The organism is Clostridium paraputrificum AGR2156 (assembly GCF_000424025.1).
Classification (GTDB): Bacteria; Bacillota; Clostridia; order Clostridiales; family Clostridiaceae; genus Clostridium; species Clostridium paraputrificum.
The window spans coordinates 258,269-275,054 of sequence record NZ_AUJC01000001.1; the positions used below are offsets into that span (position 1 = coordinate 258,269).

Sequence of the window (16,786 nt, forward strand, 5' to 3'; positions counted from 1 at the left end):
TATTATTTAGCTACTTTCTTTTTGTTTTTAATAATAGTAATAGCTCCTAATGAAGTAACCATTAAGGCTGCTAGAAATATAACTCCTTCCATCTTTAAAGAATCACCAGTCTTAACAGTATCTCCACTTTCATCTTTGTTAACTCCATTATTTATATTTCCATTATCTGAATCACTAGATGTCTTTTTAGTTGTTAATATAACTGTTCCCCCCTCAATCATAGCCGGTATCACCACATTTACTACTCCATTTTCATTAACCGTATATTCCTTATTGTTATAAGGATCAACAAGTACAGTTCCTGCCTCATATGGAACATATATAGAACGTTCTTGTTCCACCTCATCAATATTTAGAACTGTAACTACAGATTCACCTTTATAAGTTCTACTAAATGCACTAAACTTATCTTCATCACCGCCGTCAATAGTTACTCTATCACCTTTAGAAAATACTAGCGAGTTATCCTTTCTTATATTTAATAGTTTCTTATAATGATTATAAACTTTTGCATATTCAGGATCTTCTAATCTAGAAAAGTCCATATCATATCTGTTAGCATCACCTAATTCCATTCCATTCTTACCAGTCATGCCTAACTCTTCACCATAATAAATTACCGGAATACCTTTATCAGTTATCTGAATAGCTGCACCTATCATTTGCTTTCCTAAATTATAGTCTACAGTTGTAAGGAATCCATCCTCATCATGGCTGCTTAAAAATTGCCCTAAAAGATAAGTATTACTAATCTTATCTGCTCTAGAATTTAAGTAGTCATTTGTTTCTGTTATCTTTCCATTCACAAAATCCCTAGCTTTATTCTTATATTGGAAGTCTAATAATGCATCCATTTCACCATTTTCTAACTTGTTAAATGTTGAATCTACATCAGCTCCATAATATTCACCTATCATCTTAAAGTTAGGATCTATTTCTGTTACGCTGTTTTTTAATGATTTCCAAGTAGCTCCCTCTACATGTTTAACTGTATCAATTCTAAAGTAATCAATAGTATTACCTTTATCAGTCTTTGATTTTTCAATCCAAGATTTTTGCCAGTCTACAAGAGTTTCTCTTACTTCTGAATCTTCAGTTCTAAAATCAGGTAAACCTGATACTTCTTGAGTTTCGAAGTCATTTCCTACAACATCCCTAAACATGTTTCCAAATAACCTTCTATCCTCATTAGTAGGATAATTGTTAGCACCACTATTTCCTTCTTCTTTATTCATTCCGTAACCTGCATGGTTTAAAACCACATCAACCATAAGCTTTATATCACTATCATGAGCTGTATCTATTAATGTTTTTAAATCATCCATTGTACCTAAATGCGGATCTAAGTTTTCAAAATTCTTTGCCCAGTATCCATGGTAAGAATATTGATTTCCATCTGAAGAAAATTGTTGATTAAAATCTGTATTTTCTACAATTGGAGTAATCCAAATAGTATTTATACCTAAATCCTTTAAGTATGGAATCTTTGCAGTTAATCCCTTTAAGTCCCCCCCATGGTAAGTAAATGGATTACTCTTATCATAGTTGTTTCCATTTGGATCATCATTACTTTCATCACCATTGAAGAATCTATCTGTTACAATAAAATAAATTCTTGCTTCATCAAATCCAAAATCTTCATCGCCTATAGCTGTTTTTGATTTTACAGTTAGGTTTGTTTCAATTTCATGTTCTTGCCCATTCTTATCAACTACTACTATTATTATACTTTTATCACCTGATGTTACAGCATCTTTTACCCCGATAGTTTGACTAATAACATTATTATTTAATAAAGCTAAATCCATAGGAACTTTATTAGATCCACCAACTTCTGATAAATCCATATAAATTTCTTTTATGTTATCTTTGCTTACCTCTTCATCTAAAGTAACCTTAACTACTGTGTTTTGATCATAATCAACTTCTTTAGGTGACACTTCAGCTACTCCGTTAATATAATATAACTTTAAGTCTACAACACCTGATTTAGCCTCTTCTCCATCTACTATAAAGGTATATTCATATCTTCCTTCTTGAATATTGTTAAGCCTATACTCAAAATATTGATTGGTAGAATCATAAGGCATATCATATAAGTTAGAGTTACCATTTTCATCTTCAACTTTTACCTTAACACTTTCAATTTGACCCTGTACATTATTAAAATATAAATTCCTATCCCTATATCTAAATAATATAGACTTATCATTTATATTAACTTCTGCATTCTCAATTGATGGTACTTGGAAATAATCTTTTTCTCCACTTACTACTGTTACCTTTGTAATATTAGAATTAGGATCTAAAGTTATATTTCTATCACTTCCAAATGGATCTTTTTCTACCCACTCCCCTTTTCTAATAATAAAACTTATTGTAGATGCGCCCTCTGGAACTAAGAATCTTGCTGTAGCAGTATCTTCATCAAAAGAAGAGAAATTCTTTTGCATTCCATCAAAGCCTGCCGACCACATCCATATATTCCAATCTTCAAAATCTTTATCTGGTTTTACATACTTAAACTCTACATACTTATTTTCTACTTTTCTTTCTTCTCCAACATAAATTGCAGAGTTACCATCAGATATTACTTGGTTACCCGAATCTAAGAAAGCATCTGACCAATCATTGCCACTATGAGGTTTAAATTTATATACATATTTACCTTCTGGAACTTCTAATGTTGTTGAGAAGATACCATTCTCTACTTTTGTCATCTTGACTTCTTTACTTATATTCCAGTCTACTTGTGGGAATGAACCTATTAAATATAATTCGTCTCCATCATACTTAGTATTTATCGTTATTTTATATTTTCCATCTGTGCCTTGTTCTATTGTATATGTTGGTACTGTTACTACTGAGTTACCATTTGAAGTGTTCTCATTTGAAGGATCAGTGAACCAGTTATTATTTTCATCAAAAAACTTGTATTCATATACTTGTCCAGGTTTTAATGCTAAAGTAGTATAGAAACTTCCATCCTTACTCTTTTGCATTGTGATTGCATTAGAAGCCCAATTTGTCATACTTCCTGCAAGCTTAACTTGTTCACTAACATGATTTACTCTAAAGGTTACTGTACCATCCCCATTTATTACAGGACTTTGTAGGCTCCCTTTTATTTCTACTATAGAGTTTCCCTCTGCAGTTTCATTAGGGTTGTTAGGATCCTTAAACCAAGTATCTCCTGTAACATACTTATATTGATGAATACCAACACCAAGCTCTAATGTTACTTCAAAAACTCCATCTGTTCCTTTAGCCATTGGTGTAGCAGTAGGATTCCAGCCATTCATAGTTCCAGCTATACAAAGCTCTTCAGAATCATACTTAACTCTAAAAGTTACTGTATTATCATCATTTTTTGTAACACCTAAAGCTTTAATAACTAAAATAGAGTTTCCATCTGGTGAATATTCTTGGGTGAAAGCCCCTTCCCAATTGTTACTATTAGGCTTATATTTGTATTGGTATCTTCCTGGTTCTAAAGGTACTTCTGTAGTATATCTAAATACACCATCATCGCCCTTAGTCATAGATTCTTGTCCTGATTCCCAACTAGTCATATCCCCTGCTAAATAAAGGGTATCCCCCTCATACTTAACACTAAACGTTATGGTACCATCTTCGTTAACTCTTGGAGATAGTATTTCAACTCTCATTTGTGCTTCCTGTTTAGTCTCTTGTGCATTTATTAACACCTCAGGAATAGATACTAAACTAAGGCAAAATACTATGACTAATACCGCTGCTATCTTACCTCTTAGTCTTTTGAAATTATTGATAACCATATTCTCCCTCCCTTTTTAATTTTTGTATATGTTTTTATTAATATATTACTACAATTTTGCCCCTTTTTACCTTATTCTAAAAATGAGAATTTTACATATATTTCCTAACCCTAAGGATAACTTTTCATTCTATTTTTGAACATAAAAAAATAGTTCATCTTAAAGATTAACTCAAAAAATAAAGAAGTCCATTATGAATAACACTCATAATAGACTTCCTTTCCTTTAATTATTTTATAAGCCTAATTCTTCTCCATTAGAAGATATAACCTTCTTATACCACTCAAATGAATCCTTTTTATATCTTTGCATTGTTCCATTACCTTCATTATCAAGGTCTACATAAATGAAACCATAACGCTTTTTCATTTCTCCAGTAGAAGCACTAATTAAATCAATACATCCCCAAGGAGTATATGCAATTAAATCAACCCCATCTTCTAAGGCACCTTCCATTGATTTAATATGTTCTCTTAGGTATTCAATACGATATTGATCATGTACTTTTTTATCTTCTGTTAGTTCATCTATAGCTCCTAGCCCATTTTCAACAACCATAACTGGAATTTCATAACGATTATAGATTTCATTTAAATAATAACGTAAACCTATAGGATCCATTCCCCATCCCCATTCAGAATATTGGATATATGGATTTTTTGAACCAAGACTAAAATTACCTAATCCATCCTTAGCCACATTTTTATCGGCTGAAGTACAAGTTGTTGAGTAATAAGAGAAGCTAAAGAAGTCAACTTTTCCTTCTTTTAAATCTTTAATATCCTCTTCTGTATATTCTAGATTAACATTATCTTCTTTCCATAATCTCTTTGCAAATACAGGATATTCTCCACGTACCATAACGTCTCCACAGTAATAAAAACTATCCTGCATCTTCTTTTGATTTTTTAATACATCTTCTGGAGCACATGTTAATGGATACGAACATGCTCCAGCTATCATACATCCTACTTTGTATTCTGGATCAATAGAATGTGCACGTTGTACAGCTCTTGCACTTGCAACAAACTGATTATGTAACGCTTTATAATTATTCGCTATATCATCCTTTGACATGTTATGAATAAAATCTTTAAACATTAAAAGGCTATTTATTTCATTAAATGTTAGCCAATATTTAACTAATCCTTTATATTCATTAAATAATACTTCAGTATATCTATCAAATAATGAAATAAGTTTACGATTTTTCCATCCATCTAATTCTTCTTCTAAATAAAGTGGTGTATCATAATGAGAAATTGTAACTAAAGGTTCAATATTATATTTTTTAAGTTCTTCAAATACATCACGATAAAAATCAAGACCTTTTTTATTTGGCTCTTCTTCTATTCCATTTGGAAATATTCTTGACCATGAAATAGACATACGAAACATTTTAAATCCCATTTCTGCAAATAGAGCAATATCTTCTTTATAATGATGATAGAAATCAATTGCATTATGGTTAGGATAATAATACCCATCTAAAATTGCACCTTTTGCATCTTTAGGATATGGTGTAAATTGAGGTGCTAGTCCTGTTTCACCACTTGGTAAACGATAAGTTATACCACGTGGCGTAGTAGCTGTTCCAGCAGTTGTAACATCTGTTTTTGCTAGTCCTCTTCCATCTACATTATATGCACCTTCACATTGATTGGCAGCAGTAGCACCACCCCAATAAAAATCTTTTGGAAAACTCATGTTATATCCCTCCTAATGTACAACTGTAAGAAGCTCATCTCCAGCCTCTACACTATTATTATTTGTTTCTATAATATCTAAATAATTATCAGTATTAGTAATGATAATAGGTGTTTCTACACTATACCCTTCCTTTTTAAGCTGCTCTATATCAAAAGTTACTAATAAATCTCCCTTTTTAACTACGTCACCTTGCTCTATGAAGCTATTGAAATACTTTCCTTCTAATTGAACAGTATTATATCCAATGTGAATAAGCACTTCACAGCCATCTTCTGATACAATTCCAATAGCATGTTTTGTAGGGAATAATGTACGAACTGTCCCATTAAAAGGTGCAACTATTTTCCCTTCAGTAGGATTAATTAGAATACCTTTTCCTAATACTTCACATGCAAATGCCTCATCAGCAGATTCCCTTAATGGTGATATAGAACCTTTAGCTGGTGCAAAAACAACTTCTTGTGTTGATTTTTGACCTTTATTATCTGATTTTTCTTCAATCTTATCATCTTTAAACATTAAATAAGCTAATACAAAAGAAATTATGAATGGAACTGCTACAGCTATGATAAGTGGTAATATTTGTGGACCTTTAGGATTTAATAATCCTAATAACCCTATAACTCCCATACCTGTATATGTATACATCATAATATTAGTAAGGTAAACTACAATAGCAGAAGTAGCTGCACCTATACAAGAAATAACAAACATCTTAATACGTGGTAATGTTACTCCATAAATAGCTGGTTCAGTAACACCAAATATTCCTGAAATAAATGCTGGAAGAGCAATTGATTTTAACTTCTTATCTTTAGTTCTTAAATAAATCGCTAAAACAACACCAATTTGAGCAAAACATGAGAAGAATGTATACGCCATTAATTGACTAGGTATACCTTGCATTAAATCCATAAATGGGAACATGAATAATACTCCATGAACACCAAATAATACGAACACTTGATAGAATCCAGCTAAAAGAGTACCTGCAACTATTGGACTAACTTTAAGTAATGAATTAATTCCAGTATTAATTCCTACACCAATTAAATTTGCCACAGGTCCAATTAAAACAAATCCTATAGGAACAACAATTACTAATACAAGTACTGGTACAATAAAATTACGAACAAGCTCTGGCACATATTTTTTAAAAAATCTTTCTAAAGGTGCTGCTGCAGCAATCATAAATACAACTGGTAAAAATGTTCCAGTATAAGTAGCATTAAATACATGTCCAAACAAATTAATATCTACACCATTAATTGCTGGATAACACATAATAGCACCAATAAGGAAACCTAAATAAGGATCCATTTTTAATTTCTTAGCCACATTGTAACCAAGCATTAATGGTAGGAAGAAGAATATTGCATCTCCAATTGCCATCAATAAAAGGTAAACCCCATCTTCAGGTATAACAACCCCTAAAAAAGTTAATAAAGTTGTTAGTCCCTTAACAATACCACTAGCACAAATCATGTTTAAACAAGGTCCCATTCCACCCATAACTACACTTAGAATACGATTAAATAAACTTGCTTTTTTTTCTTCAACCCCTGCTCCTTCTTTTCCGCCATAAGCTTGCATTCCAATCTTTTCACAAACTTCAGCATATACATGAGGTACATGTTCACCAATAACCACCATATATTGTCCCATGGCTTTCATAACAGTAATTACGCCATCCATGTTCTTTAAAACATCATCATTTGCAATGCTTTCATCTTTTAGATTAAAACGTAAACGTGTAATACAATGCTTTAAATCTATAATATTTGCTTTTCCACCGACATTTTTAATAATATCATCTGCTAACTTTGAGTATTTTCCCATTTTTTTCTTCGCCTCCATTTTTCCTAACATTCAAAAACTGAAGGTTTAGCCAACTTAATGTTACCATCCAAACAAAAAATAAGTTTTAATATAAAAATACAACCATTTATCACATCCATTCCTATTAGTTTATTGATATTTAAACACCTATAAAGGCATATTAACTTAATTAAAGTTTAGTTTTATAAATGACACGTTCAATATGAATTGTAAGATATAATTGCTCTTCAGGAGATAGTTCATAATTATACTTACCTTTTATATAATCATTAATTTTCCCCACACACTTATATGAAGTATGATATTTTATTTTAACAACATCTAATAATCCATCATTACTTTCGTCATCAATTGTTTTTCCTAAAACTAGTCTCTGAGCGAAAAACTTAAGATGTGTAATAAAACGATAATAATAGACTGAATTAATATCAAATTCAACTCTAAAATAATATTTAACAATGTTAGATATCTCTTGCATAATACGTGTTATATCAATAATTTGCTCCATATTACTTTCATCCATTTCTGCATTCACAATATGCAAAGCAATAAACCCAGCCTCATCATCAGGTAATCTTACCTTAAATAACTCTTCAATCATATCTAGTGCATTCATACCAATCTCAAATTCATCTTCATAAAAACGTTTGATATCCCAAATCATAGCACTCTTCATACTAATTCCTTCTAAATAACGAGAAATAGCAGTATATATATGATCACTTAAGGATATTATTAAGCTATCATTCAATCTTTTTCCTAACTTTGTTTCTGCTAAATGTATTATTTCGTCTGCAAGTTTAACATGGTCTAGGGGTATATTTAATAATAACTGCTTAAACTTTTCATTCATTCCTTGGTCTTTCAAAACGAAAACTTTATTAACTTCCTTACTATCAACTTCATCACCAATTTTCTTTTTAAAAGCAATACCCTTTCCACAAACAACGCACTCTTTTTCATCTTTATCAAGAGTGATTATAACATTATTATTAAGTATTCTATGTATTATCATATTACTGTCCTCCAAAACAAAAAAACCCATCTATAAGCAAAATGAGCATAGTATTCCCACACTGCTTATAAATAGGTCTAGCTTGCATTAAAACAATTACCATCCTAATGTCTATTCTTATTAATTTTATAATATCACAACAATTTAACCTTTGCAATCCTTTTCTTAAAAATAAAAAGGCCTAGATTACTCTAAGCCCTCAATATCAATCATTATATTTTGCCTTCGTAAACTTAACAACCAACCTCAGCAGTAGCTTCGTTCCAATCATAGTTCACTACATTCCTATTCTTGGTAATCCCCTGCAAAAGTAATATCCTTAAAACTTGTTAAGTCAGCTAAAGCTTTCTTACAAGTTTTGTTATTACTTCACCATGTGGGGTGTTAGGGAACATATCCTTAACTCTAGTCTTTATAACCTCATATCCAGCATCAATTAGTACCTTTAAATCAGTAACTAATGTCTTAGGATTACAAGATACATATATTATTTCCTTAGCATTAAACTTAATAACATATTCTAATGCCTTTGGATGAACCCCGCTTCTTGGTGGATCCAATATAATTATATCTGGTTTATCCTTAACATTTTTAATTGTTACAGCAACGTCACCAGCAATAAACTCACAATTATCTAATCCATTAAGTTTAGCATTTTCCTTGGCAGCTTCAACAGCCTCTTCTATAAGTTCAATTCCAACTACCTTTTTAGCATTTGGTGCAACTATTTGACCTATAGTCCCAGTTCCACAGTAAAGGTCGAAAACAACTTTATTATCAGCATCTCCCATATATTCTCTAACAATACTATAAAGACTTTCTGCACCCTTAGTATTAGTTTGGAAGAATGAGAATGGTGATATATTAAACTTTAGCCCTAATAATTCTTCTTGAATATGATCTATACCATAAAGAACATTTACCTTTTCAGGCACAACTGCATCTGAGAAGGAGTTGTTTTCTGTATGGATAATAGAAACTAATTTTCCTTCATACTTAGCATTCTTTAGTATTTCTACATACTCATCTAAATTAAAATCTATTTGAGTTGTAGTTACTAGGTTAACCATAAGCTCCCCTGTATTCTTAGCTTTTCTTATAACTAAATGTCTTAAATATCCCTCTCTCTTCATTACTCTATAGTAAGGTAAATCTTGCTTTCTAAAGTAATTAACTGTAAGGTTTATTATAGTTCTAAAATCTTCATCAACTATTTTACATTCATGAACATTTATAATTCCAAATGATTTATTCTTTATATGCATTCCAAGAGTCAGTTCTCCACCCTTTTCCATATCTCCAAAAGTGAATTCCATCTTATTTCTATATTCCCACTGATCCTTACTTCCAGTAACCCCTTCATAATTTCCTGTAGGAACATCTGCATTTATAAATAATTCTTTTACCTCATCACTTAATAACCTTAATTGTTTATCATAAGATAAGTTTTGTGATGAGCACCCTCCACAAATACCAAAGTGAGGACATTTAGGCTCTATTTCATATTCAGCTCTTTCAACAACTTCTAAAGCTTTTACTTCTGCATAATCAGCTTTTTTCTTCTTTACTCTTCCCTTAACCACTTGACCTGGGAATGTATTCTTAACATAAATCTTTCTATCTCCCTCAGTTCCAATACCTATAGAAGGAAATTCTGTCTTATCTATTTTTACTAGTATTTCGCTGCCTTTTCTCATGTTCAACTCCTATTATTCGTTTTCTTCTCCAACTTCCTCTGTAGCATCATCAGAAACAACTTCTTCTATAGTATCAGCTACAATATCATCATTTTTTACTTCTTCATTATGATTATCTAACTTAAGTATTCTCTTTCCTATAGTTGTACCATACTTTCCACCTTCTAATAAAGGGAAATATAAGGCATTAATTACAAACATGTTAATTATTAAGAAAATCTCTGTTGTCACCATTGTGAACCCAAATATTCTTAAAACACCTTCCACTACTAATAATCCTAAGGCTGACACACCAAAGATTATCATTTCATCTAAAACTCCTGCAAAAATCTTCTTTAACAAAACTTTTCCTCCTCAAATTCATTAATTAGTAGTAGTTGCTGCATCTATATTTTCCTCTGAACCTTCTTTTACAAATTGCAGTTCCTTAGTTTCTAAAGTATATACTAAGTATTCTTTATTTATAGTATATTCTTCATATAAACCATTTATAGTGTTTTGATAAACCCCTTCACCACTATCACTCTTTAATATCTTTATAATTTCTTCATTAATTTTAGAATAATCTCTATCTTTTTCTCCAGTCATAAACTCAGCATAAGATGCTAAAGATGTATCTCCAAAATCAAATTTATTTTCACCACTTAAAGCACCTTCTCCATCAAAATTTAAAGATAACTTAAGTGTTATTTGACCTGATGATAAATCATCCCCAAATAGCTTTCTTCCAAAATATAAGCTTTCAAGACGATTTTTCTCTGGCTTTTCATTATCAAGATATAAGTACTTCTTACTTACAGTTCTACCCTTTTCTTGCTTTACGCTTTCTTCACCTTTTTCATTAAAAGTTAAGCCGTACATTTTACACTTATCCCTTACTTCACCAAAAAGCTTATCAAACTTCTCATCAAAAATTTTTAATGTTATATCCTTAGACCATTCTCCATCCAAATTTGAATATTTCTCATCATTTTCAATAGCAAATGTTTTTGTATTGTCTTCTTTACTCTCCCTATTACTACACCCTACTAATGATACTGTCATCATAGTCCCTAAAATAAGAGCTATTATTTTTTTAGACATTATTTCTCCTCCTATGAACCCCTATATATAAACATTTTTTGATCTCTTAATACGGATTAATTATATCATTAAAACACCTATTTTAAAACAAATATCATACTTTTATACTATCTTTTAATTTCTCAAAAGATGCTTCTCCTATGCCTTTTATGTTTTTTATTTCCTCAATAGATTTAAATTTTCCATTTTCCTCTCTATATTTTATAATTTCTACTGCTTTTGCAGGTCCAATCCCTGGTAAAGAATCTAATTCAGTTTCATTAGCTGTATTAATATTTACTTTTCCGCTACTGCTTGAAGCAGAACTTACAAAAGACTCACTTTCATCTTGTCCCTTTATAGGGATTATAACCTCTTGATTATCTGACAACTTTTCTGCTCTATTTATTTTAATCAAGTCAGCCTCACTTGTAGTACCTCCAGCAATCTTAATTGCATCTTCTACTATACTCCCCTCATCTAATCTATAAATATTAGGCCTTTTAACACCTCCCTTTACATCTACTACTATTTGCTTATTTTTCAGTTCAATAGCCTCCCCTTCATCCTCTTCAACAAACATACTTTCAGTCTCATTCTTCTTCAACTGATCTTTGCCAGATTTAACATATGTAAATAAAGCATAGAAACTTACCATAACAACGATAGTTATAATCCCCACAGCTGTATACTTTTTCTTCATAAAACACCTCATGCCTTTAATATTCTCTTATGATTATTAACAAAAACTCTATATTTAACCTAATATATTCTACTTTTATTAATTTTGTAGAATTAATTTAAAAATTTTGTTAGAATATATTATATTATTGTTTTTTGAGAGGTACTAAATGAATAATTTATTTACATATATAAAAAGATCTTTATCAATGTTAATGATAATTCTTATATTCAGTTTATTATTTTTACCATGTAACATCGTTTACGCTGAAAGTAGCCCATATTTAACTAGTGAAGGTGTAACTTTGCTAGATGCTGATACAGGACAAATACTATTTTCTAAAAATGGTGATAAAAAATACTATCCTGCATCGACAACAAAAATAATAACTGCAACAATTATACTAAATGAATATGACAATTTAGACACAGTTGTAACTGTTGGAAAAAATCCTCCCTTTGCTGATGGAAGTTCCATAGGTTTAAGAGAAGGTGAGAAAATTACTCTTGAACATTTATTATTAGGACTTTTACTTGAATCTGGTAATGACTGTGCAGAAGCATTAGCTGAGTTTGATGCTGGTTCTAAAGAAGCTTTTGCTAAAAAAATGAATGATTTTGCAAAAGCCATTGGAGCTAATAATAGTCACTTCACAAATCCTAGTGGTTTACCAGATGAAAATCATTATACAACACCTAATGACTTGGCCCTTTTTATGAGGGAGGCAATTAAAAATCCTAAGTTTATTGAGATGACTAGAACAGTAATGCTTCAACTACCACCTAGTAACTTAGATGGCTATGAAAGATGGTTAAATAATCATAATTCTATATTATTAAAAAATTCAAAGTATTTTTATGAATATTCACTATCTGCAAAAAGAGGATATACATCTGATGCAAGATTTACAAATATTATTGCTTCTGAAAAAGATGGACATAGATTAATAGCTTCATTCTTAAAGGGTGAAAGTATAGAAAAAGTTTATTCAGATGCAAAAACAATATTTAATTATGGATATAATAACTTCACTAAAAATGAAGTTTATAAAAAGGGAGAAGTTATTACTGAAGTTGCCTTAGATAACAATTCTTCTATTCCCGTTTTAGCTAATGAAGATGTTTATTATACAACTAAAAACGGTACAAGTGATAAGCTTAATTCTTCTCTCGAATATACACTTCCTAACAAGTTGACTAAAATGAGCTTGAAAAAGGGAGGAGTTATTACTACTGCAAAAGTCAATATTGATGGTAAGACATTTAAAACTATAGATTTAATTAGTGGAATAGATAGAGATTACACTAACAAATTAGCTTTAATAGATTTTTTAAATGAAAATAAAGTATTGTTAATAACTTTAGGAACAGCCTTGATAATTCTTATTATATTATTAATATCAGTACATAGAAGAAGAACTAAAAAGAAAAAATTTATGAATAAATGGGAAAAAATTATAAATAGAAAAAAGTGAGAAGGTAATTTACCTTCCCACTTTTTTTAATAAGCTTTCCATATCATCTGGTAATTTTGCTCTTAAAGATAATGTTTCTTTAGTCTTTGGAGACTTAAAATCTAATCCATAAGCGTGAAGAGCTTGCCTTGGTATTAGCTCCTCATCTCCTTCAAACCCGTAAAGGGTGTCTCCATATATAGGATGCCCTAAATGTTTCATATGAACCCTTATTTGATGAGTTCTACCTGTTTCAAGTAAACATTCTACTAAGTCAGCATCTTTAAAGCTTTCAATCACCTTATAGTGAGTTATACTTCTTTGCCCTCTTTCATCAACTATTCTCATGGTTCCAAACTCTTCACCATCAGGTCTATATATAGGTGCATCTATAGTTCCTTCTTTTTCTTTAAGATTTCCGTGAACTATTGCAAGATATCTCTTTTCTAAATTATTTTCTTCCATTTCTTTAGATAAAGCCATATGAGCAAATTGATTCTTAGCAATTATTATTAATCCTGATGTATTCATATCAAGTCTACTAACTAATCTTACAATACAGTTTTGATTAGTTTCTTTAAAATAAAATAATACACCATTGGCTAAGGTACCACTTTGATAAGTTTTTGTAGGATGAACTACCATATATGGCTTTTTATTAATAACTAGAATATCCTCATCCTCATATACTATATCTAAGTCCATTTTTTCCGGAGTTATATTTTGACTTTCATCACTTTGGAGATTTATTTGAACTAAATCTCCAGTGTGAACAATATATCTCATTCTTACTTCTTTTTTATTAACTAATATTCTTTTCTCTATAGCAGATCTTCTTATTAATCTACTAGACAACCCCAAATCTTCCTTTAGAAACTCTCTAATAGTAGCCCCTTCATATTCTTTTGAAACCTTTTTTTCTAAAGTACTCATTCTACTCTCCTAGTTTTTTATAATCCTCTCCAAGTATGATAACAGCATCATATTGTTCGTATTTTATATCTTCCAATTTCTTATCAGACTTAGTTATTGTAGGCAAATCCTTATTAAGAGCTTTTTTAAGTTCTTCATTATCAGTATTTATTATACTTTTAGTTGTAGGATTTCCATTTCCAACATCAACTACAGTCCATCCAGTTAACTCTAGCTTTGATTTTACTTCACCAGCTAAGCCATTAATCTTTGTACCATTTAATATAAGTACTCCTAACTTAGTTTTATCTACAGTTGTGTCACCTGTATTATGAAGGGCTTTTAACAACTCTTGATTATAGCTTTTATTGAACACTACATAAGACTGTCCACCTATAGTCTTAAAATCTCCTTCTACAGTCCACATCTTAACTGTAGATGGGTCTACTTTAACAACATCTAGTGCATAAGATAAAAGCTTGCCTGTTGGCATATTAGTTTGAATATTTGATCCTATTGCATTAATTATATCTGGAACTTTTAGTACTATTGAAGGTCCTGTACACTTTTCAACTACTTTTTGTATAAATTTATGTTGATTTTCTATTCTACCTATATCACCAGTAGCTAATCCAGTTCCGTCATTATTCTTTCTCCATCTAAAAAACTCTTCTGCTTTTTTACCATCTAAATGTTCTACTGTTCCACCTTTAAAACTTATATGAAGATCTTGACTTGGATCATCATAATACATGTCTCTTTCTATCTCCATCTCAATTCCACCTATAGCATCAATAAATTGTCTAAAGGCATTATAGTCTATCTTAACAGTATAATTTATTTGTATGCCTAGTAAATCTTCTACCAAACTTTTAACCTTGGTTTCACCTTTTTGGTATGCTGCATTTATCTTATAATTACGTCCATTTTCAGTAATTAACGTATCTCTAGGTATAGATACCAAATCTAAATCCTTTTTCTTTGGATCATACTGTGCCACCATTATAGTATCAGTTCTTTTAATCTCATAATTATTGGTTTGATTTGGATCACCTATATCAAGCCCAAGAACAAGAACATTAACTGCTTCATCTGGTGCAGGCGTTACAGCTTCACCTATATTGCCACCTTTTATTTTTCCCAACAAACTACCTATAGAGATAACCACAATAGCTAGTATAATAATAAATACAGATAAAATTCCTATTAAAACCTTCTTCTTTTTAGATGTTTTCTTTCGTTTCTTTTTGCTTCTTGGTCCTTTATCATCTTCAATTGGTCTTCTTTTTTTTATTTTAACTTCTCCATATTCTTGAAGCTGTCTCATTTCATCATTTTTTCTTCTTTTTCTCAGTTCTTCTATTTCTTGTGGAGTTCTTCTTCTTTGTTTCTTTCTTCTTATTGCCTCTGGTTCCCTTCTATCTCTTGACATTTTTCTCCCCCTCTACCCCCTATTAATAATCAAGCAATTTCTTGCTTTTACAGTATTAATATCAATAGGAGAATCTTTAGATAGCAAAAACTTTATTGTATGCGTAAGACCTAACAAGACACCATTATCTAAATCTTTCAATGTTGCTTCTCTTATTTCCTCTACTCCATGAAAATTCCTTGAAGGTTCTATCATATCTGCTATATAAATTATTTTCTCTAACTTTGACATATTTTCTCTTCCAGTAGTATGCCATCGTATAGCATTTAATACATCTTCATCTTCTATACCCAAAGCTTTTTTTGCTACTATTGGCCCTACTATACTATGCCACAATTCAAGAGTAACTTTTTCATCCTCTGTAAGAACTATGTTGTTTTCTTCCATAAGCTCTACCATTTCATCTTTATGGGTATATTTAGCTATATCATGACAAAGTGCTGCAAGCTCAGCCTTTTCTTCAGATACCCCATTTAATACTGCTAACTTTTTAGCTACAGAAACCACCCCTAAAGTATGAATGAATCTTTTTTCATTAAGACAACCTTTAATATAATCATAAGCCTCATTCATAAAAACCATTTTAATGCTCCCTATATAAACCTTTTTCTTTTATTATATCTAACACAACTGCAGGTAAAATATCATCTACCTTTTCATTATTAATTATTTTCTCTCTTATTTCTGTAGAAGAAATATGAATTCCTGGTACTTCTAAAAGAATAATATCCCCATTATATTTCTCTTCTACAAATCTCTTTTTATTTACTAACTCATTATTGTTATAACCTGGTCTAGTAAATACAACAAATTTGCATAGTGAAAATATTTTCTCTATCTCTTTCCACTTATCAATATCTAAAAGACAGTCTGCTCCTGTTATAAAGTATAAATCTTTATACTCTTTATAGAAATGCTCTAAAGTCTTATATGTATAACTTTTTCCTTCTTTTTTTATTTCATAGTCAGAGACCTCAAAACCTATCTTACCCTCTATAGCCTTTTGTACCATTTCTAGCCTTAAGGATGCCTCTGTTACCTTTTTATCGGTTTTCAGAGGCTGTATTCCCGCTGGCATAAAAATAACTTTATCTAAGTTTAACTTCTTTTTTGCTTCCTCAGCTATATAGATATGGGCTAAATGTATAGGATCAAAGGTTCCTCCAATTATACCCACCCTACACATA

13 protein-coding genes are annotated in these 16,786 nt (G+C 30.7%); 1 reads left to right on the forward strand and 12 read right to left on the reverse strand.

Features of this window, described 5'->3' with window-relative positions:
- Positions 1-2 precede the first annotated feature (2 nt).
- The 8 genes from G594_RS19460 to G594_RS0101260 all read right to left on the reverse strand — a co-directional run bounded on the left by G594_RS19460 (position 3) and on the right by G594_RS0101260 (position 11,823).
- A complete protein-coding gene (locus G594_RS19460; protein WP_051195867.1) occupies positions 3-3,797 on the reverse strand; it encodes an alpha-amylase family glycosyl hydrolase in 3,795 nt (1,264 codons plus the stop codon).
- A 234-nt stretch (positions 3,798-4,031) separates the two neighbouring features.
- Positions 4,032-5,504: a glycoside hydrolase family 1 protein gene (locus G594_RS0101230; protein ID WP_027096887.1), complete on the reverse strand. Its 1,473-nt coding sequence runs from the start codon at positions 5,502-5,504 to the stop codon at positions 4,032-4,034.
- 12 nt (positions 5,505-5,516) lie between these two features.
- The gene (locus G594_RS0101235; protein ID WP_027096888.1) at positions 5,517-7,346 is read right to left on the reverse strand and encodes a beta-glucoside-specific PTS transporter subunit IIABC; all 1,830 of its coding nucleotides are present in this window, start codon (positions 7,344-7,346) and stop codon (positions 5,517-5,519) included.
- A 169-nt stretch (positions 7,347-7,515) separates the two neighbouring features.
- A complete protein-coding gene (gene licT / locus G594_RS0101240) occupies positions 7,516-8,361 on the reverse strand; it encodes a BglG family transcription antiterminator LicT (protein WP_027096889.1) in 846 nt (281 codons plus the stop codon).
- A 338-nt stretch (positions 8,362-8,699) separates the two neighbouring features.
- On the reverse strand, positions 8,700-10,058 hold the full coding sequence (gene rlmD / locus G594_RS0101245) for a 23S rRNA (uracil(1939)-C(5))-methyltransferase RlmD (protein WP_027096890.1): 1,359 nt from the start codon (positions 10,056-10,058) through the stop codon (positions 8,700-8,702).
- A gap of 12 nt (positions 10,059-10,070) precedes the next feature.
- Positions 10,071-10,400: an RDD family protein gene (locus G594_RS18130; RefSeq protein WP_051195868.1), complete on the reverse strand. Its 330-nt coding sequence runs from the start codon at positions 10,398-10,400 to the stop codon at positions 10,071-10,073.
- A 21-nt stretch (positions 10,401-10,421) separates the two neighbouring features.
- Positions 10,422-11,141 carry a hypothetical protein gene (locus G594_RS18135; RefSeq protein WP_051195869.1) on the reverse strand — a complete coding sequence of 240 codons (720 nt, stop codon included), beginning with the start codon at positions 11,139-11,141 and terminating at the stop codon, positions 10,422-10,424.
- Positions 11,142-11,235: 94 nt separating this feature from the next.
- Positions 11,236-11,823, reverse strand: a complete 588-nt coding sequence (locus G594_RS0101260; RefSeq protein ID WP_027096891.1) for a helix-hairpin-helix domain-containing protein — start codon at positions 11,821-11,823, stop codon at positions 11,236-11,238.
- 148 nt (positions 11,824-11,971) lie between these two features.
- Between G594_RS0101260 and G594_RS18140 the strand changes: the two genes are divergently transcribed.
- Complete coding sequence (locus tag G594_RS18140; RefSeq protein ID WP_051195870.1) at positions 11,972-13,276, forward strand: D-alanyl-D-alanine carboxypeptidase family protein; 1,305 nt, start codon at positions 11,972-11,974, stop codon at positions 13,274-13,276.
- 9 nt (positions 13,277-13,285) lie between these two features.
- Here the strand turns inward: G594_RS18140 and G594_RS0101270 are convergent, their stop codons facing one another.
- Genes G594_RS0101270 through nadD form a run of 4 tightly spaced genes read right to left on the reverse strand, consistent with a single transcriptional unit; the run spans position 13,286 to position 16,785 of the window.
- Positions 13,286-14,188 carry an RluA family pseudouridine synthase gene (locus G594_RS0101270; protein ID WP_027096892.1) on the reverse strand — a complete coding sequence of 301 codons (903 nt, stop codon included), beginning with the start codon at positions 14,186-14,188 and terminating at the stop codon, positions 13,286-13,288.
- A 1-nt stretch (position 14,189) separates the two neighbouring features.
- Positions 14,190-15,599: an LCP family protein gene (locus G594_RS0101275; protein ID WP_242829686.1), complete on the reverse strand. Its 1,410-nt coding sequence runs from the start codon at positions 15,597-15,599 to the stop codon at positions 14,190-14,192.
- A 12-nt stretch (positions 15,600-15,611) separates the two neighbouring features.
- Positions 15,612-16,181, reverse strand: a complete 570-nt coding sequence (yqeK, locus tag G594_RS0101280) for a bis(5'-nucleosyl)-tetraphosphatase (symmetrical) YqeK (protein WP_027096894.1) — start codon at positions 16,179-16,181, stop codon at positions 15,612-15,614.
- A gap of 1 nt (position 16,182) precedes the next feature.
- On the reverse strand, positions 16,183-16,785 hold the full coding sequence (gene nadD / locus G594_RS0101285) for a nicotinate-nucleotide adenylyltransferase (RefSeq protein WP_027096895.1): 603 nt from the start codon (positions 16,783-16,785) through the stop codon (positions 16,183-16,185).
- Between the last annotated feature and the right edge of the window lies 1 nt (position 16,786).